This window comes from gamma proteobacterium symbiont of Lampromicra miyakona (genome assembly GCF_059730895.1).
The window spans coordinates 2,560,502-2,579,356 of sequence record NZ_AP035932.1 but is presented as its reverse complement, the minus strand read 5'-3'; the positions used below and the strand labels follow the sequence as shown (position 1 = coordinate 2,579,356).

Genomic DNA, 18,855 nt, shown 5'->3' with positions numbered 1-18,855 from the left:
AAACAGCGTGAATAAATAATGCATCAAGACAAAGACCTCTCAACGTGGCAGACATTTCGCCGACTCTGGCCGATGATTGCACCGCACAAGGCTGGCCTGATTGTGTCCGCCGTGGCGCTGATACTCAATGCGGCAGGCGACACTCTAATGCTCTCCCTGTTGAAACCTTTACTGGATGATGGTTTCGGCAAAGCCGACAAATCCGTTCTGCTGTGGATGCCGCTGGCGGTCATCGGCCTGATGCTGATCCGCGGCGTAACCAGTTATATCTCCAGTTACTGCATCTCATGGGTCTCCGGCAATGTGGTGATGAACATGCGCCGTCGCCTGTTCGGCCACATGATGGGCATGCCGGTTGCATTCTTTGACCAGCAGTCTACCGGTACGCTGCTGTCGCGGATTACCTACGATTCTGAACAGGTGGCCTCTTCCTCCTCCAGCGCGCTGGTGACGGTGGTACGCGAAGGCGCATCGATCATTGGCCTGTTCATCATGATGTTCTACTACAGCTGGCAGCTGTCACTGATTTTGATCCTGCTGGCGCCGCTGGTCTCTTTTGCCATCCGCACCGTATCCAAACGCTTCCGCAGCATCAGCAAAAATATGCAGAACACCATGGGGCAGGTAACCACCAGTGCTGAGCAGATGCTGAAAGGGCACAAAGAAGTGCTGATTTTTGGCGGACAGGAAGTGGAAGCTGAGCGTTTTTCGCAGGTGAGCAATAAAATGCGCCAGCAGGGCATGAAACTGGTCTCGGCCTCTTCGATTTCCGATCCGGTGATCCAGCTGATCGCATCGCTGGCGCTGGCTTTTGTACTGTATGCGGCCAGCTTCCCGAGCGTGATGGATACCCTGACTGCCGGTACCATTACCGTGGTGTTCTCGTCGATGATCGCCCTGATGCGCCCGCTGAAATCACTGACCAACGTCAATGCCCAGTTCCAGCGCGGCATGGCGGCCTGTCAGACGCTATTCACCATTCTGGATAGCGAGCAGGAGATCGACAACGGCAAGCGCGAAATCACGCGTGCGAAAGGGGACGTTGAATTCCGCAACGTGACCTTTACCTATCCGGGCCGCGACATTCCGGCGCTGCGTGATATTAATCTCACGCTGCCCGCGGGTAAAACCGTGGCGCTGGTGGGCCGTTCCGGCTCGGGTAAATCCACCATGGCCAGCCTGCTGACGCGTTTTTACGATATCAACGAGGGCGAGATTCTGCTGGATGGTCACGACCTGCGGGAATACACCCTGCGATCGCTGCGTAATCAGGTGGCGCTGGTCTCGCAGAATGTCCATCTGTTCAACGACACCATTGCCAATAACATCGCTTATGCGCGCAACGGTGAATACACCCGCGAGCAAATCGAGCAGGCGGCGACTATGGCGCATGCTATGGACTTCATCAACAAGATGGATAACGGTCTCGATACGGTCATTGGTGAAAACGGTGTGCTGCTGTCTGGCGGCCAGCGTCAGCGTATCGCCATTGCCCGTGCGTTGCTGCGTGACTGCCCGATTTTGATTCTCGACGAAGCCACTTCGGCGCTGGATACCGAATCCGAGCGCGCCATCCAGTCGGCGCTGGATGAGCTGCAGAAGAACCGCACGTCGCTGGTGATTGCACACCGTCTCTCCACCATTGAAAAGGCCGACGAAATCGTGGTGGTCGAGGATGGGCGAATCGTGGAACGCGGTACTCATGAGGTGCTGCTGGCGCAGAAAGGCGCTTACGCGCAGCTGCACAAACTGCAGTTCGGTCAATGATTGAACGTATCTGGAGCGGACGCTCGCCGCTGTGGCTGCTGTTGTGGCCGCTGAGTCTGCTGTATGGCGCTATCACCTGGCTGATTCGGCTGAGCTATCAGCGCGGCTGGCGTACCCGCTGGCGCGCGCCCTGTCCGGTCATTGTCGTTGGCAACCTGACCGCGGGCGGCAACGGTAAAACACCGCTGGTGATTTGGCTGGTGCAGGCTCTGCAACAGCAGGGGCTGCGTCCGGGTGTAGTGTCGCGCGGTTACGGCGGTAAAGCGGAACGCTATCCGCTGCTGGTCAATCAGGATAGCGCGACGGAACAGGCTGGTGATGAACCGGTGCTGATCGCCCAGCGCACTCAGGTGCCGGTCGCAGTGGCGCCGCAGCGCCGGCTGGCAATCGAGGCCCTGCTGGCGGCGCATCCGCTGGATGTGATTGTGACGGATGATGGCCTGCAGCACTATGCGCTAGAGCGCGATCGCGAAATCGTGGTGGTGGATGGCGTGCGTCGCTTTGGCAACGGCTGGTGGTTACCGGCCGGACCGATGCGTGAACGCGCATCGCGACTGGAGCAGGTTGATGCCGTGGTAGTTAACGGGGGCAGCGCGCAGGCTGGCGAGATCGCCATGACGCTGCAGCCGGGCCTGGCGGTCAATCTGCTGACCGGCGAACAGGCTGCGCTGACGCAGTTGCCGCCAATTGTCGCGATGGCCGGCATCGGTCATCCGCCGCGTTTCTTCACTACGCTGCAGCAGCAGGGTGTGCAGCCGGTGGCAGAGATTGCCTTTGCCGATCACCACGCTTACAGCGAAGAAGAGTTACGCAGCCTGACTCAGGATGCACAGTGCCTGCTGATGACGGAAAAAGACGCGGTCAAATGCCGCCATTTTGCCCGCGCTAACTGGTGGTATCTGCCGGTGGATGCGCATCTGGCGGGCGCGCCGCTGGCCGCATTGCTGGCCGATCTGACGCAACTCTGTACGGCTGCGCGCGACGCCCGGTCGCGCTAACCATCTAAAGGGACGACGTAATGACCAGCACGCATTCCCTCTCTCTGCAAATCGCCCGCAACCTGCACCTCTCTGCCCAGGGCCTGCTACGTCCGCCGCGCCGTCAGGCGCGTTTTGCCGATATTCACGCCTGTGTGCGGCAGATGTCGCTGCTGCAAATCGATACTATTAATGTGGTCGCGCGCAGTCCGTATCTGGTGCTGTTCAGCCGGCTGGGCGCTTTTCCTGCTGAGTGGCTGGAGCAAACGCTGGCGGCGGGCGCGCTGTTTGAATACTGGGCGCATGAAGCCTGTTTTATCCCTTTTGAAGATTATCCGCTGCTGCGTCACCGCATGCTGGCTCCGCAGCGCCTGGGCTGGAAATACAATCAGCAATGGGTGGATCAGCATCAGCAGGAGATCGCCGATCTGCTGCAACATATCGCCGCCACCGGTCCGGTTCGCGCCGCTGATTTTGCCAGCGACAAGCATACCAAACCCGGCTGGTGGGCGTGGAAGCCGCACAAGCGACATCTGGAGAACCTGTTTAGCGCCGGTGAGCTGATGGTTGTCGGGCGCCGTAACTTCCAGCGCGTCTACGATCTGCGTAGCCGGGTGATGCCACACTGGCGCGACGAGCAGCATGCGCTGAGCGAGAACGAGGCGGTGATGCAGATGCTGGAGCACAGCGCGCGCAGCCTCGGCATTTTCCGCGCCAGCTGGCTGGCGGATTACTACCGGCTGAAACGCGCGCCCATCGCACTCTGGCTGGCGCAGGCTGCTGAGCAGGGAGTGATTCAGCGCGTCGAGGTTGAGCAACTGGGCGAGATGTGGCTGCACCATACGCTGCTGCCGCAGCTGGCACAGCCGCAGGCCGCCACGCACAGCGCGCTGCTGTCACCGTTTGATCCGGTGGTATGGGATCGCCGCCGCGCGCTTGAGTTGTTCAATTTTGACTACCGCATCGAGTGCTATACGCCGGAGCACAAACGTAAATACGGCTACTTTGTCCTGCCGCTGCTGCACCGCGGCGTACTGAAAGGGCGCGTCGATGCCAAAATGGATCGCCAGGCGCAGCGCCTGATTCTGCGAGCCTTCTGGCTGGAGCCCGGCGTGCGGATGAGCCAGCAGTTTCTCGCCGATGTGCATAAAGCCATTAACCGCTTCGCCGCCTGGCAGGGCGCCAGCGAAGTGGTGCTGGAAAACGCGCCTGATGCGCTGCGGGCCGCCTGGTCCACGCGCTGGCACGTCAGCATATAAGCCGATGGCGGCGCGCCGTCCCTGATTGCGCTATGGTATGCTAATCCTCTGACGTATCGGTCCTGAAAGGAGAAAAGTATGGATCACCGTTTACTTGAGATTGTGGCCTGTCCGGTCTGCAACGGAAAACTGTATTACAACAAAGAGCAGCAGGAGTTGATCTGCAAACCCGACGGCCTGGCGTTCCCGGTGCGTGACGGTATTCCGGTATTGCTGGAAGTAGAAGCGCGCACCCTGTCCGTTGAAGAGATTCATCCATGAGTTTCGTGGCGATTATTCCGGCACGCTACGCCTCCACGCGCCTGCCGGGCAAACCGCTGCTGGATATTCACGGTAAACCGATGGTGGTGCACGTGATGGAGCGTGCACGCGAGTCCGGCGCCGAGCGGGTGATTGTGGCCACCGATCATCCTGACGTGGCGGCGGCGGTGACCGCTGCCGGCGGGGAAGTCTGCATGACGCGCGCCGACCACCAATCTGGTACCGAGCGTCTGGCCGAGGTGATTGAAAAGTATCAGTTTGCTGACGATACCATCATCGTGAACGTGCAGGGCGACGAGCCGATGATTCCGGCGGAGATTGTGCGTCAGGTTGCGGACAATCTGGCCCAGGCGGATGCCGGCATGGCCACGCTGGCGGTACCGATTCACGAGGCAGAAGAGGCGTTCAATCCCAACGCGGTAAAAGTGGTCACTGATGCCAGCGGCTATGCGCTCTATTTTTCACGTGCGACCATTCCGTGGGATCGCGAACGTTACGCGCAGTCGCGTGAGCAGATTGGCGACACGTTGCTGCGCCACATCGGTATTTATGCCTATCGCGCCGGTTTCATCCGTCGCTATGTGGCATGGCAACCCTGTGCGCTGGAGCAGATCGAGTTGCTGGAGCAGCTGCGCGTGCTGTGGTACGGCGAAAAGATCCACGTGGCGGTAGCGGCCACCGTGCCGAGCGTCGGTGTGGATACGCCGGACGATCTGCTGCGCGTGCTTGAAGCGATGCAGGCTTAATCGTCAGCGGCCAGCGCCCCGGCTGGCCGCAAAGTTTGATCTGGCGCTAAGTTTTGCGCCGTCATGACCTCCAGGATGGTGCAATGTGTTAACTCCGGAGGACTCTTCCATGGAACAACTCCGTGCAGAACTGGCGCTGGTGCTGGGCGAAGGCGTTAGCCGGCTGGAAACCATCAGCGAACAGGCACAATCGCGTCTTTACGCCCTCTATGATGACCAAGGCAAGCCGATGCCGCTGGTGGCCAAATATTTTCGTCATCAGGGACGCGCCGCGCTCGAAGCGAAAAAACTCACCATGCTGGCGCATGAAGGGCTGATTACGCTGCCCACGGTGTACGGCCTGGTTTTGAGTCAGCAACCGCCGGCGCATGAAATGCTGCTGCTGGCGCGCTTAAATGGCGTATCGGCCGAAGCGCCGGCGCGCACGGCAGCGCGCTGGGGGCAGCTGTGTGAACAGATTGTCGAAGGGCTGCTGGCGTGGCACCGCATTGACAGCCATGGCCTGGTCGGCAGCGTTGACAGCGTGCAGGAAAATCGCTGGCCGGCGTGGTATCGCCAGCGGGTGGAAGTGCTGTGGTCCACGCTGGGCTATCTGTCGCCCCCCGGATTTACCCACGCCGATCGCCAGATTCTGTTTCGCAGCCGCGAACAGCTGGCGCAGCTGTTTGCCGGCTTTGACGACCCGTGCGTGCTAATGCACGGCAATCTGCGTCTCGCCAGTATGCTGAAAGACCCGCACAGCGATCAGCTGGTGGCGATGACCCAGCCGGGCACCATTTTGTGGGCCCCGCGTGAGTATGAGCTGATGCGCCTGGCGGAAAACGGTGCTGAAGCATCGCTGCTGCAGCACTATTTACAGCGTGCGCCGGTGGATGAAGGTTTCGTCTGGCGCCGCTGGCTCTATCAGCTGTGGGATTGCGTTGACACGCTGGTCAGCAGCGGCCAGTTTGACCGGCCGCGCTTTGACCATGCCCGCGCACAGCTACTCCCCTGGCTCGGCTGAAGGTTCGCCACTGCCGCGCAGCCGCTGCCAGATCAGCCCCAGCGTTTCGTACACCGCGCGCTGGCTATGGCTGAGCCACAGCGGCGAGGGCAGCGTGCGATCCCAGACGCTGATCGGTGAGGTGATCGCCAGCTGGTTAGCCGGTGCCGGTAGCGGATTCAGGCCGGCGCTCTGGAAAAAGTGCATGGCGCGTGGCAGATGGTTGGCAGACGTCACCAGCAGAAACGGATGCTGCCCGATGGTCTGCTTCACCGCCAGCGCTTCTTCGCCGGTGTCATGCGGCTGATCCAGCACGATAATGGCATCGTCGGGCACGCCAAGGCTGCGCGCCACGTCAGCGGCAACGCTGGCGTTGCTGCGCGGATTGTAGCCCGCAGCGGCACCGGTGAAGATCATTTTGGCCTGAGGATAGCGTCGCCACTGGCGAACGCCTTCGGTCACGCGCGGCAGGCTGTTGTTCAGCAGGTTGGAGCTCGGTGCCCACTGCCGGTTATAGGTGTAACCCCCGCCCAGCACCACGATATAGTCCACCGGCTCGCTGCCATTCCACGTGGCATACTGGTTTTCCAGCGGGGCCAGCAGCCGGTCGGCCACCGGTTGCAGACTCAGCAGTAACAGCATCAGCCAGCTCAATGAGATAAGGATTTTGCCGCTTTTTTGCCAGCGGCTGAACCAGAGCAGTAAAAGTCCTGCCGCCATAAGCGTTAACAGCAATGGCAAAGGCAGTAGCATCGCGCCAATCCATTTTTTTAAGGCAAAAAACATCGAAAACGTCTCCTTTTGTCCGAAAAAACAGCAGCCAGACAGTTACTGCGGCATGAAAGGTTCATTCTTGTCGAGCCTGTGACAAAATAGCACAAGTTGAATGCAGCAAAGCGGAGCCATCACCATGCAGGATCGTAACTTTGACGATCTGGCGGATAAATTCTCGCAAAATATTTATGGCACCCGTAAAGGCCAGGTGCGTCAGGCGATCATCTGGGATGAGCTGAACGCCATTCTGCCGACGCTGCCCGCTGGCCCGCTGACTGTGCTGGATGCCGGTGGTGGCGTCGGTCAGATCTCCAGCGGCCTCGCCGCGCAGGGGCACCAGGTATTGCTGTGCGACCTGTCGGGCGAGATGCTTAAGCTGGCCGCCGCCCATGCGCACAGCGCAGGTGTGAGCCACAACATGCAATTCAAACAAATTAGCGCGCAGCAGGTTGGCGAACATTTGGATAAGCCGGTGGATCTGGTATTGTTTCACGCTGTGCTTGAGTGGGTGGCGGATCCGCTGGCGGTGCTGCAGGCGCTGTGGCATACGCTGAAACCCGGTGGTGTGCTGTCGCTGATGTTTTATAACGCGCACGGCCTGACGTTCCGCACTCTGACGCTCGGCAATTTCGGCTATCTGCGCGCCAACATGAACAAGCGCAAAAAACGCACGCTGTCGCCGGATTTCCCCCGCGATCCTGACGATGTACAGCGCTGGCTGACGCAGTGCGGATTTATCACCGAGCAGCGTGCCGGTATCCGCGTGTTCAGTGACTACATGAAGCCGCAGCCCGGCGCCGGGAAGAGCGTTGAGGAAATTATTGAGATGGAACGGCGCTACTGTCGTCAGGAGCCCTTTTTGAGCTTAGGGCGCTATATCCACGTGACTGCGCGCAAACCCAGGTAGAAGGATCAACTATGAGCGAATTTTCCCAGACGGTCCCCGAACTGGTGGCATGGGCGCGCAAGAATGACTTTTCCCTTGCGCTGCCGGTAGAACGTCTGGCGTTTTTGCTGGCCATCGCCACCCTCAACGGGGAGCGCATGGACGGCGAGATGAGTGAAGGTGAGCTGATTGACGCCTTTCGTCACGTCAGCAAAGCGTTTGAACAAACCCACGAAACCGTTCAGGTCCGTGCCAACAACGCCATCAACGACATGGTGCGTCAGCGCCTGCTTAACCGCTTTACCAGCGAGCTGACCGAAGGTCACGCCATCTATCGTCTGACGCCACTGGCGATCGGCATCACCGACTATTACATCCGCCAGCGCGAATTTTCCACGCTGCGCCTGTCGATGCAGCTGTCGATTGTCGCGCAGGAGCTGAAGCGCGCCGCCGACGCCGCCGAGGAAGATGGCGACGAGTTTCACTGGCACCGCAACGTCTTTGCGCCGCTGAAATATTCGGTCGCGGAAATCTTTGACAGCATCGACATGACGCAGCGCCTGATGGACGAACAGCAGCAGGCGGTGAAAAGCGATATCGCCGATCTGCTGAATAAAGACTGGCGCGCGGCCATCTCCAGCTGTGAGCTGCTGCTGTCGGAGACCTCCGGCACGCTGCGCGAACTGCAGGATACGCTGGAAGCGGCAGGCGACAAGCTGCAGGCTAACCTGCTGCGGATTCAGGACGCCACGCTGAGCAGCCCGGATCTGGGCTTTGTCGACAAGCTGGTGTTTGACCTGCAAAACAAGCTCGATCGCATTATCAGCTGGGGCCAGCAGGCCATCGATCTGTGGATCGGTTACGACCGCCACGTGCACAAATTTATTCGTACTGCCATCGACATGGATAAAAACCGCGTGTTCGCGCAGCGTTTACGCCAGTCGGTGCAGAACTATTTCGATCAGCCGTGGGCGCTGACCTACGCCAATGCCGACCGTCTGTATGACATGCGCGATGAAGAGATGACGCTGCGTAACGACGAGGTGATGGGCGAGCTGCCGCCGGAGATGGAGTACGAAGAGTTTAACGAAATCCGCGAGCAGCTGGCGGCGATGATTGAAGAAGCGCTGCAGATTTACAAGCAGCAGCAGAAGCCGCTGCATCTCGCCACGGTGATGCGTGACTATCTGGCGCAGTATCCCCGCGCGCGTCACTTCGACCTCGCACGCATCGTCATCGATCAGGCGGTGCGACTCGGCGTGGCCGAAGCCGATTTAGCCGGTCTGCCTGCGGAATGGCAGACCATTAATGATTACGGAGCCAAGGTGCAGGCACATGTCATCGACAAATATTGAACAAGTGATGCCGGTCAAACTGGCGCTGGCACTGGCAAACCCGATTTTTCCCGCGCTCGATAGCCAGTTACGCGCCGGCCGCCACATTGGTATTGAAGAGCTGGATAATCACGCTTTTCTGATGGATTACCAGCCGTTTCTGGAAGAGTTTTATGCGCGCTACAACGTTGAGCTGATCCGCGCACCGGAAGGTTTTTTCTATCTGCGTCCGCGCTCAACCACGCTGATCCCGCGCTCGGTGCTGTCCGAGCTCGACATGATGGTGGGTAAAATTCTCTGTTATCTCTACCTGAGCCCGGAGCGGCTGGCCAACGAGGGCATTTTCACCCAGCAGGAGCTGTACGACGAGCTGCTGTCGCTGGCGGATGAAAGCAGGTTGCTGAAGCTGGTTAACCAGCGCTCCACCGGGTCGGACCTGGATCGCGCCAAATTGCAGGAGAAGATGCGTGCGTCGCTCAGCCGTCTGCGCCGTCTCGGCATGGTGTGGTTTATGGGCAACGACAGCAGCAAGTTCCGCATCATGGAGTCCGTTTTCCGCTTTGGTGCGGATGTGCGCAGCGGTGACGACGCACGTGAAGCGCAGCTGCGTCTGATTCGTGACGGTGAAGCGATGACGCTGGAGAACGCACCGGTCGCCAGTGAGAGCGACGAGGCAGAAAATGACAGCGAACACGACGCGAGCGAGCGCGCGGAGGATGAACAGGCATGATTGAACGCGGTAAATTTCGATCGCTCACGCTGATCAACTGGAACGGTTTCTTTGCCCGCACCTTTGATCTGGATGAGCTGGTCACCACGCTGTCCGGCGGTAACGGTGCCGGTAAATCGACCACCATGGCGGCGTTTGTTACGGCACTGATTCCGGACTTAACCCTGCTGCATTTCCGTAACACCACTGAAGCCGGTGCCACGTCCGGCTCGCGCGACAAGGGCCTGCACGGCAAACTGCGCGCGGGCGTCTGCTATGCGGTGCTGGATGTGGTCAACTCGCGCCATCAGCGCGTGGTGGCTGGCGTGCGCCTGCAGCAGGTGGCCGGACGCGATAAGAAAGTCGACATCAAGCCGTTCAGTATTCACGGCCTGCCGACCGATACGCTGCCAACCGATATGCTGACCGAAATTCTTGGCAGCCGTCAGGCGCGCGTGCTGCCGCTGGCAGAAGTGAAGGAGCGGGTGGAAGCGCAGGAGGGCGTGCAGTTCCGCCAGTTCAGCTCGGTCACGGACTACCACGCCATGATGTTTGAGCTCGGCGTGGTGCCGCGTCGTCTGCGCACCGCCGGCGATCGCAGCAAATTCTACCGTCTGATCGAAGCCTCGCTGTATGGCGGTATCTCCAGCGCCATTACCCGCTCGCTGCGTGATTACCTGCTGCCGGAAAACGGTGGCGTGCGTAAAGCGTTCCAGGATATGGAAGCGGCGCTGCGCGAAAACCGCATGACGCTGGAAGCGATTCGCGTCACGCAGTCGGATCGCGATCTGTTTAAGCATCTCATCTCTGAAGCCACCAGCTACGTTTCTGCCGACTACATGCGCCACGCCAACGAGCGTCGCATCCATCTCGACGGTGCGCTGCAGCTGCGTAACGAGCTGTTCACCAGCCGCAATCAGCTGGCATCGGAACAGTATCGTCACATCGAAATGGCGCGCGAACTCTCTGAGCACAACGGCGCAGAGAGCGATCTGGAAACCGATTATCAGGCGGCGAGCGATCACCTTAATCTGGTCCAGACGGCGATGCGTCAGCAGGAGAAGATCGCGCGTTACGACGCCGATCTGGAAGAGCTGACTTATCGTCTCGAAGAGCAGAATGAAGTGGTGGCCGAAGCGCGTGAGGTGCAGGAAGAGAACGAAGCGCGCGCTGAAGCGGCGGAAATTGAAGTCGACGAGCTGAAAAGCCAGCTGGCCGATTTTCAGCAGGCGCTTGATGTGCAGCAAACCCGCGCCATCCAGTATCAGCAGGCGTTGCAGGCGCTGGAAAAAGCGCGGGCGCAGTGCCAGCTGCCGGACCTCACCATCGACAACGCCGCAGAGTGGCAGGAAACCTTCCAGGCGCGCGAAGAAGAGGCCACCGAACGGCTGCTGCGCCTGGAGCAGAAGCTGAGCGTGGCGGAAGCGGCGCACAGCCAGTTTGAACAGGCGCTGGCGCTGGTCACCAGTATTGCTGGCGAGGTAAGCCGGCAGGATGCGTGGCAGGTCGGGCGCGAATTGCTGCGCGATGCCGCTAACCAGCGCCATCATGCCGAACAGCTCTCTTCGCTGCGTCTGCGTCTCAACGAACTGGAAACCCGCCTGCGCGAGCAGCATGACGCCGAACGTCTGCTGGCCGACTTCTGTAAACGTCAGGGCCAGCAGTATGACGCTGACGCGCTGGAAGGCCTGCAGCGTGAACTGGAAGCGCAGATAGAACAGCTGAACGAAAGCGTGGCCGACGCCGGTGAACGCCGCATGCTGATGCGCCAGGAGCTGGAGCAGCTGCGCGAGCGTATCACTGCGCTGACCGCACGGGCACCGCACTGGCTGGCGGCGCAGGAGATTCTTACCCAGCTGAGCGAGCAGACCGGCCAGACGCTGAGCAGCAGCCAGCAGATCACCGAATATATGCAGCAGCTGCTGGAGCGCGAGCGTGAAACCACCGTTGAGCGTGATGAAGTGGCGGCGCGCAAGCGTGAAGTCGAGCAGCAGATTGCGCGACTCAGCCAGCCGGGCGGCGCGGAAGATGCGCGCCTGACTCAGCTGGCGGAGCGGTTTGGCGGCGTGCTGCTGTCAGAAATTTACGATGACGTGACGCTGGATGATGCGCCGTACTTCTCCGCGCTGTATGGCCCGTCGCGTCACGCCATTGTGGTGCCGGACCTGTCGCTGGTGCGCGAGATGCTCGACGGCCTGGAAGAGTGTCCGGAAGATCTCTATCTGATCGAAGGCGATCCGCAGTCGTTTGATGACAGCGTCTTTAGCGTTGACGAGCTGGAAAATGCGGTCGTTGTCAAAGTGGCGGAGCGCCAGTGGCGTTATTCGCGCTTCCCGAAAGTGCCGCTGTTTGGTCGCGCGGCGCGGGAAAATCAGCTGGAGCTGTTGAACAATGAGCGCGACCAGCTGGCCGAACGTTTTGCCACGCTGTCGTTTGACGTGCAGAAAACCCAGCGTCTGCATCAGTCGTTTAGCCGCTTTATCGGCAGCCACCTGGCGGTGGCCTTCGACGAAGATCCGGAAGCGCAGATGCGCCAGCTCAATAGCCGTCGTGGCGAGCTGGAGCGCGCGCTGGCGCAGCACGAGAATGACAACCAGCAGCAGCGTGCCCAGTTTGAGCAGGCAAAAGAGGGTGTGGCGCAGCTCAACCGCCTGCTCCCGCGCGTTAACCTGTTGCTTGACGACTCGCTGGCCGACCGCTGCGAAGAGATTCGTGAGCGGGTGGAAGAAGCCCAGGAAGCCGCGCGCTTCCTGCATCAGCACGGCGCGAAACTCAGCAAGCTGGAGCCGCTGGTGGCGGTGCTGCAGAGCGATCCGCAGCAGCACGAACAGCTGACGCGTGATTATCAGCAGGCGCAGCAGCAGCAGCGCGAAGCGCGTCAGCAGGCATTTGCCCTGACCGAAGTGGTGCAGCGCCGCGCGCACTTCAGCTATGAAGATTCGGCTGGCATGCTGACCGGTAACAGCGATCTCAACGAAAAACTGCGCCAGCGTCTGGAGCAGGCGGAAGGCGAACGCAGCCGCGCGCGCGAACGCCTGCGCGAACATCAGGCGCAGCTGACGCAGTATTCCCAGGTGCTGGCATCGCTGAAGAGTTCGTACGACGCCAAGCGCGACATGTTGAAAGAGTTGCAGCAGGAGATGCAGGATATTGGCGTGCACGCTGATGCCAGCGCCGAGGAGCGTGCGCGCAGCCGGCGTGACGAACTCTACACGGCGCTCAGCCACAACCGTGCGCGTCGCAATCAGCTGGAGAAACAGCTCACCTTCTGCGAAGCCGAGATGGATAGCCTGCAGAAGAAACTGCGCAAGCTGGAGCGCGATTATCACCTGATGCGTGAGCAGGTGGTCAGCGCCAAAGCGGGCTGGTGCACCGTGCTGCGCCTGGTGAAAGAGAACGGCGTCGAGCGCCGTCTGCATCGCCGCGAACTGGCTTACCTGAGTGGCGACGAGCTACGCTCAATGTCGGATAAGGCCCTCGGTGCGCTGCGCCTGGCGGTCGCGGATAATGAACACCTGCGCGATGTGCTGCGCATGTCGGAAGATCCAAAACGGCCGGAGCGCAAGATTCAGTTCTTTATCGCCGTCTATCAGCATCTTCGTGAACGTATCCGTCAGGACATCATTCGTACCGACGATCCGGTTGAAGCTATCGAGCAGATGGAGATTGAGCTGAACCGTCTGACCGAAGAGCTGACGGCGCGTGAACAGACGCTGGCGATCAGTTCGCGCAGTGCGGCCAATATCATCCGCAAAACCATTCAGCGCGAGCAGAACCGCATCCGTCAGCTGAACCAGGGCTTGCAGGCGGTGAGCTTTGGTCAGGTGCGCAGCGTGCGGCTGAACGTCAACGTACGCGAAACGCACGCCATGCTGCTGGATACGCTGTCGGAAGAGCATGAACAGCATCAGGATCTGTTTACCAGCAATCGCCTCACGTTCTCGGAAGCGCTGGCGAAGCTGTATCAGCGTCTCAATCCGCAGATTGATATGGGCCAGCGCACGGCGCAGACCATCGGTGAAGAGCTGCTCGACTACCGCAACTACCTTGAGATGGAAGTGGAAGTGAATCGCGGCTCAGACGGCTGGCTGCGCGCTGAAAGCGGGGCGCTGTCGACGGGTGAAGCGATCGGTACCGGTATGTCGATTCTGGTGATGGTGGTGCAGAGCTGGGAAGAGGAGTCACGGCGTCTGCGCGGTAAAGATATTTCACCGTGTCGCCTGCTGTTCCTCGATGAAGCCGCGCGTCTTGATGCGCGCTCCATCGCCACGCTGTTCGAACTGTGCGAGCGTCTGGAAATGCAGCTGGTGATCGCCGCGCCGGAGAATATCAGTCCGGAAAAAGGCACCACTTATAAGCTGGTACGTAAAGTCTTTAACAATACGGAGCATGTGCACGTGGTCGGACTGCGCGGTTTCTCCGCCGATCCGACGCCGGTGAAACAGGAAAATCCTGGCGCAGGCGTGGCCACTGAAAATAGCTAGCAGCAAATCTGGTTAAAAATTCAGGCTGCGGTTAATCTGTAAACGGCATCGGCCCTGCGAGGCGGATGCCGTTTTTTATTTTATACTCAACCATAAGAGTACAGGCGGTACACGGCGTTTTCAGGATGCTGTGTCTTTGGTAAGAAGGGGGCAGGGATGTTGCTGAACAAGAAGAGCAGAGTTAATCGTGCTGCAATAGCACTCAGTTTGTCACTGATGGCGGCACCGCTGGCTATCAGCCAGGCGGCAGACGTCGGCGCGCTGCCGCACAGCACGCTGTCTGTAGCTGCCAGCCAGCAGCAAATTCAGCAGGCATTTAGCCCCAGCGAACGACCCTTTTATCTGCCCGGCCTCGCCGGCATCTATGCGGCACGCAACATGGCGCCGCTGTGGCAGGATCGCGACGCCGTGCAGGCTTTCCAGCAGCAGCTGGCAGAAGTGGCGCTCTCCGGCGTACAGCCGCAGTTTACCCGCTGGGTAGAGTTGCTCACTAATCCGGATATCAAAGGCTTCGCGCGGGACGTGGTGCTGAGCGACGCCATGCTTGGCTATCTGCAGTTTGTCGCTAACGTACCGACCCAGGGCGAAACCTGGCTGTACAGCAATGTGCCGTACAAGCTGACCATGCCGTCACTCTCCGCCATCAATCAGTGGCAGAACGCGGTGAACGGCGGCGGCAGCCGCGCCTTTGTGGTGTCGCTGCAACCGCAGCATCCGCAGTACGCACCGATGCACAGCGCGTTAAAAGCGTTGCTGACAGATAACCGGCCGTGGCCGCAGCTGCGCGATAAGGGCACGCTGCGCCCGGGTCAGATCAGCGATGATGTGCCGGCGCTGCGTGAGATTCTGCAGCGCACCGGGATGCTGACCGGCACGCACAGCGCGACGCCCACGCCAGCCGACGATGCCGTCCCGACGGCGCCGCAGCCGGTGAGTCAGAGCGATCAGCCCGTGGCCGTCAGCCCGTCGGCCACCATCGTCAGCGATCTGCCGGCGCAGGTACCGCAGGCCAGCGGCAACATCAGCACGGTCACTCCGGCTGCCAGCAATAATGTCTACGACAACACGCTGGTGGAGGGGGTAAAACGCTTCCAGCACTGGCAGGGACTGGCCGACGACGGTGCCATCGGCCCGCGTACCCGCGAGTGGCTGAATGTTTCGCCGCAGATGCGTGCGGCGCTGCTGGCGCTGAATATTCAGCGTCTGCGTCTGCTGCCGGATGACATGCACAACGGCATCATGGTGAATATTCCCAACTATTCCCTGACCTACTACAACAACGGCAATACCATTCTGTCCTCGCGGGTGATTGTCGGTCGTCCGGACCGCAAAACGCCGCTGATGCGCAGCGCGCTCAACAATGTGGTGCTCAATCCACCGTGGAACGTGCCTACCACACTGGTGCGCCAGGATATCGTGCCGAAGGTGAAGCAGGATCCGAGCTATCTGTATAAGCACGGCTACACGCTGCTGTCGGGCTGGAGCGCCGATGCGGAAGTGATCGATCCGTCGATGATTGACTGGCACATGGTGTCCGCCGCCAGTTTCCCGTATCGCATTCGTCAGGCGCCGGGTGCCAGCAACTCGCTGGGCCGCTATAAATTCAACATGCCGAGTTCAGACGCAATTTATCTGCACGACACGCCGAACCATGGCCTGTTCCAGCGTGATATCCGCGCGCTCAGCTCCGGCTGCGTGCGCGTCAACAAAGCTTCTGAACTGGCCGATCTGCTGTTGCAGGACGCGGGCTGGAACGACAGCCGTATCTCTGACACGCTGAAGCAGGGCGATACGCGCTACGTGCCGATTCGCCATCGCATTCCGGTCAATCTCTACTACCTTACGGCCTGGGTGGCGGATGATGGCCAGCCGCAGTATCGTACAGATATTTACAATTATGATAACCCGGCGCGCTCCGGCAGCCAGGTGCTGACCAAAGCGGGGCAGCTGCTGCTCTAAGCGTTGATTTCCCTGTTATCCTTTCCTCAAAGAAAATGGCAAGACCGGTCTGGAAAATTGATTTCAGATCGGTTTTGCGCATTCTGTGACAGATTGCGGGTTGACTGCTCTCCAGGCTGCGGTTACTGTTCGGCCTTGTGTACTTTTTGCACATATTTTTATCGTTTTAGATTAGGTAACCCCGCTTCATGGCTAATTTTGATTCTCAACGTCGTCGTTTATTGCTGCTGGGTGGCGCAGCGGCTGGATTGTCACTGCTGCCGGGTGCAGCGCTGGCGTCAGTTTCCACCTCCCGCCCCCGGGTATTAACGCTCAGTAACATGCATACCGGTGAAACCCTCAAAACTGAGTTTTTTAACGGTAAGAGTTATGACAAGGATGAGTTAGCTCGCTTAAACCACTTCTTCCGCGATTACCGCGCCAATCAGGTTAAACACATCGATCCGCATCTGTTTGACCAGCTGTATCGTTTGCAGACGCTGCTCAACACGCGCAAACCGGTGCAGCTGATCTCCGGCTACCGTACGCTGGCGACCAATAATATGCTGCGTGAATCGGGCCCTGGCGTGGCTAAACACAGCTATCACACCAAAGGGCAGGCGATGGATTTCCACATTGAGGGCATTTCTCTTAGCAATGTTCGCAAAGCGGCGTTATCTATGCGCGCCGGTGGTGTAGGATATTACCCGCGCAGCAACTTTGTACACATTGATACCGGGCCTGCAAGGCACTGGTCCTGATACCGGCAGCGCTGCGTGTGTCGGTCATGGAGCGCTATGAATTACCTGATTATTCCGGTCACCGCCTTTTCACAGAACTGTTCCGTTATCTGGGATGACGAGACGCAACAGGCTGCGCTGGTTGATCCCGGCGGCGATGCCGAAACCATTATTGCCGTGCTGGCGGAGCGAGGCTTAACGCCGTCGCAAATCCTGCTGACCCACGGCCATCTCGATCACGTCGGTGCTGCTGCCGAACTGGCGCAGCACTATCAGGTGCCGATCGTCGGGCCGCAGCCAGCCGATGCCTTCTGGCTGGATAACCTGCCCACTCAAAGCCGGATGTTTGGTTTGCCGGAGTGTGCGCCGCTGACGCCAGATCGCTGGCTGGAAGAGGGCGAGACGGTACAGCTGGGCAACGTGACGCTGGAAGTGCTGCACTGTCCAGGGCATACGCCTGGTCATATCGTGTTCTTTGATCGTGCTGGCCGTCTGTTGCTCTCAGGTGATGTGATTTTTAACGGTGGCGTCGGACGCACCGATTTCCCGCAGGGCAGCCACAGCGATCTAATCGCGGCAATCCGGGATAAACTTCTGCCGCTGGGTGATGATGTGACGTTTGTCCCCGGCCATGGCCCGATTTCCACCCTCGGCCACGAGCGCGTCAGTAATCCTTTCCTGCAATAAAAAAATGGGCCATCAGGCCCATTTTCGTTGGTCACAGCACGGCGACTATCGCTTCGCACAGCGCCGACATATTATCCGGCGTCATGCCTGCCACGTTAACGCGACCAGAATTCACCGCATACACGCCAAACTCTTCACGCAGACGCACCACCTGATCTTTGGTCAGACCGCTGAACGAGAACATGCCGTTCTGTTTGATGATGAAGCTGAAATCGCGCTGTGCGCCTTTCTCCGCCAGGGTATTCACAAACAGCTGACGCATGCGCTGAATGCGCTGGCGCATGTCGGTCAGTTCCTGCACCCAGATGGTACGCAGCGCGTCGTTACCGAGAATGGTGGCGACCACGGCAGCACCGTGCGACGGCGGATTAGAGTAGTTGGCGCGGATGCTGTATTTCACCTGGCTGAATGCTGTCTTCGCCACGTCGGCCGTTGCCGCCACCAGCGTCAGCGCACCGACACGCTCGTTGTACAGACCAAAGTTCTTCGAGTAGGAGCTGGCGACGATCAGTTCCTGATGGGATGCGGCGAAAATGCGCAGGCCTTCAGCATCTTCATCCAGACCGCGTGCGAAGCCCTGGTAGGCGAAGTCGAACAGCGGCAGCCAGCCTTTCTCCAGCGACAGCTGCGCCAGCTGTTGCCACTGGTCAGCGGTAGGATCGATACCGGTCGGGTTATGGCAGCAGCCATGGAACAGCACCACGTCGCCCGCCTGCGCTTCCTGCAGCGAGGCCAGCATGCCATCAAAGTCGAGGCTGTGGGTCGCCGCATCGTAATACTGGTAATCACACACTTCCAGACCGGCGGCGTTGAACACGTTTTTGTGGTTCGGCCAGCTGGGATTGCTCACCCAGACGCGTTTGACATTGGTTTGCGTAGCGAGGAAATCCGCGGCGACGCGCAGCGCACCGGTGCCGCCCGGCGTCTGCGCGGTGCAGGCGCGGCCAGCGCTAATCAGCGCGTTCTCTTTGCCAAACAGCAGTTCCTGCGTGCAGCGCGCGAAATCAGCCAGACCATCAATGCTGAGGTAGTTTTTGGTGGTCTCGTTCTCCAGCAGATACTGCTCAGCTTTTTTCACACTGGTCAGCACCGGCGTTTTGCCGGTTTCATCTTTATAAACACCAATGCCAAGATTGATTTTATTCGGGCGGTCGTCGGCGCGAAACAGGTCAGCCAGTCCCAGAATAGGATCGGCTGGTGCGGCAGAGATTGATTCAAACATGAGTCAGTTCCGTTTGGGTGAACTTTAGCAAAATGAGCTATCAGGTTAACGTCAGACGCAACGCTTGCCAACCGCTGACATAAAAAAGA

15 protein-coding genes are annotated in these 18,855 nt (G+C 59.4%); 13 read left to right on the top strand and 2 right to left on the bottom strand.

The genetic code is table 11. The features are described 5' to 3' along the window. Nucleotides 1–18: 18 nt before the first annotated feature. From msbA to AC6I8P_RS12030, 6 genes are all read left to right on the top strand, one after another. Nucleotides 19–1,767 carry a lipid A ABC transporter ATP-binding protein/permease MsbA gene (gene msbA / locus AC6I8P_RS12055; RefSeq protein ID WP_021508343.1) on the top strand — a complete coding sequence of 583 codons (1,749 nt, stop codon included), beginning with the start codon at nucleotides 19–21 and terminating at the stop codon, nucleotides 1,765–1,767. Further along, nucleotides 1,764–2,765 carry a tetraacyldisaccharide 4'-kinase gene (gene lpxK / locus AC6I8P_RS12050; protein WP_125308452.1) on the top strand — a complete coding sequence of 334 codons (1,002 nt, stop codon included), beginning with the start codon at nucleotides 1,764–1,766 and terminating at the stop codon, nucleotides 2,763–2,765. Before msbA ends, lpxK begins: the two co-directional genes overlap by 4 nt. Nucleotides 2,766–2,785: 20 nt before the next feature. Beyond that, a complete protein-coding gene (locus AC6I8P_RS12045) occupies nucleotides 2,786–4,003 on the top strand; it encodes a winged helix-turn-helix domain-containing protein (protein WP_125308454.1) in 1,218 nt (405 codons plus the stop codon). Nucleotides 4,004–4,081: 78 nt separating this feature from the next. Beyond that, nucleotides 4,082–4,264, top strand: coding sequence for a Trm112 family protein (locus AC6I8P_RS12040; protein WP_010618270.1), 183 nt, complete (start codon nucleotides 4,082–4,084; stop codon nucleotides 4,262–4,264). Continuing rightward, nucleotides 4,261–5,010 carry a 3-deoxy-manno-octulosonate cytidylyltransferase gene (kdsB, locus tag AC6I8P_RS12035; RefSeq protein ID WP_498030634.1) on the top strand — a complete coding sequence of 250 codons (750 nt, stop codon included), beginning with the start codon at nucleotides 4,261–4,263 and terminating at the stop codon, nucleotides 5,008–5,010. Before AC6I8P_RS12040 ends, kdsB begins: the two co-directional genes overlap by 4 nt. Before the next feature lie 109 nt (nucleotides 5,011–5,119). Next, nucleotides 5,120–6,013 (top strand): YcbJ family phosphotransferase, encoded by an 894-nt coding sequence (locus AC6I8P_RS12030; RefSeq protein WP_498030633.1) that lies wholly within the window; start codon nucleotides 5,120–5,122, stop codon nucleotides 6,011–6,013. On the opposite strand, the gene elyC is transcribed toward AC6I8P_RS12030, so the two are convergent. Continuing rightward, nucleotides 5,993–6,778 carry an envelope biogenesis factor ElyC gene (elyC, locus tag AC6I8P_RS12025; protein ID WP_021508338.1) on the bottom strand — a complete coding sequence of 262 codons (786 nt, stop codon included), beginning with the start codon at nucleotides 6,776–6,778 and terminating at the stop codon, nucleotides 5,993–5,995. The genes AC6I8P_RS12030 and elyC overlap by 21 nt on opposite strands. 124 nt (nucleotides 6,779–6,902) lie before the next feature. On the opposite strand from elyC, the gene cmoM reads away from it, so the two are divergent. From cmoM to AC6I8P_RS11990, 7 genes are all read left to right on the top strand, one after another. Continuing rightward, nucleotides 6,903–7,673, top strand: a complete 771-nt coding sequence (gene cmoM / locus AC6I8P_RS12020) for a tRNA uridine 5-oxyacetic acid(34) methyltransferase CmoM (RefSeq protein ID WP_058769552.1) — start codon at nucleotides 6,903–6,905, stop codon at nucleotides 7,671–7,673. 11 nt (nucleotides 7,674–7,684) lie between these two features. Further along, nucleotides 7,685–9,007, top strand: a complete 1,323-nt coding sequence (mukF, locus tag AC6I8P_RS12015; RefSeq protein WP_058757757.1) for a chromosome partition protein MukF — start codon at nucleotides 7,685–7,687, stop codon at nucleotides 9,005–9,007. Continuing rightward, on the top strand, nucleotides 8,988–9,716 hold the full coding sequence (gene mukE / locus AC6I8P_RS12010; protein WP_031279857.1) for a chromosome partition protein MukE: 729 nt from the start codon (nucleotides 8,988–8,990) through the stop codon (nucleotides 9,714–9,716). The genes mukF and mukE overlap by 20 nt, the downstream gene beginning before the upstream one ends. After that, complete coding sequence (gene mukB / locus AC6I8P_RS12005) at nucleotides 9,713–14,179, top strand: chromosome partition protein MukB (RefSeq protein WP_058780807.1); 4,467 nt, start codon at nucleotides 9,713–9,715, stop codon at nucleotides 14,177–14,179. The genes mukE and mukB overlap by 4 nt, the downstream gene beginning before the upstream one ends. A gap of 156 nt (nucleotides 14,180–14,335) precedes the next feature. Continuing rightward, nucleotides 14,336–16,138 carry a L,D-transpeptidase gene (gene ldtD / locus AC6I8P_RS12000; RefSeq protein ID WP_166709879.1) on the top strand — a complete coding sequence of 601 codons (1,803 nt, stop codon included), beginning with the start codon at nucleotides 14,336–14,338 and terminating at the stop codon, nucleotides 16,136–16,138. A gap of 188 nt (nucleotides 16,139–16,326) precedes the next feature. Further along, entirely contained in the window at nucleotides 16,327–16,878 is a 552-nt protein-coding gene (gene mepK, locus AC6I8P_RS11995; RefSeq protein WP_031279855.1) for a peptidoglycan L,D-endopeptidase MepK, read from the top strand. A 36-nt stretch (nucleotides 16,879–16,914) separates the two neighbouring features. After that, nucleotides 16,915–17,544, top strand: a complete 630-nt coding sequence (locus tag AC6I8P_RS11990) for an MBL fold metallo-hydrolase (protein ID WP_058775376.1) — start codon at nucleotides 16,915–16,917, stop codon at nucleotides 17,542–17,544. A gap of 31 nt (nucleotides 17,545–17,575) precedes the next feature. Here AC6I8P_RS11990 and AC6I8P_RS11985 read toward each other — a convergent pair whose 3' ends face one another. Beyond that, entirely contained in the window at nucleotides 17,576–18,766 is a 1,191-nt protein-coding gene (locus tag AC6I8P_RS11985; RefSeq protein ID WP_021508330.1) for an amino acid aminotransferase, read from the bottom strand. Between the last annotated feature and the right edge of the window lie 89 nt (nucleotides 18,767–18,855).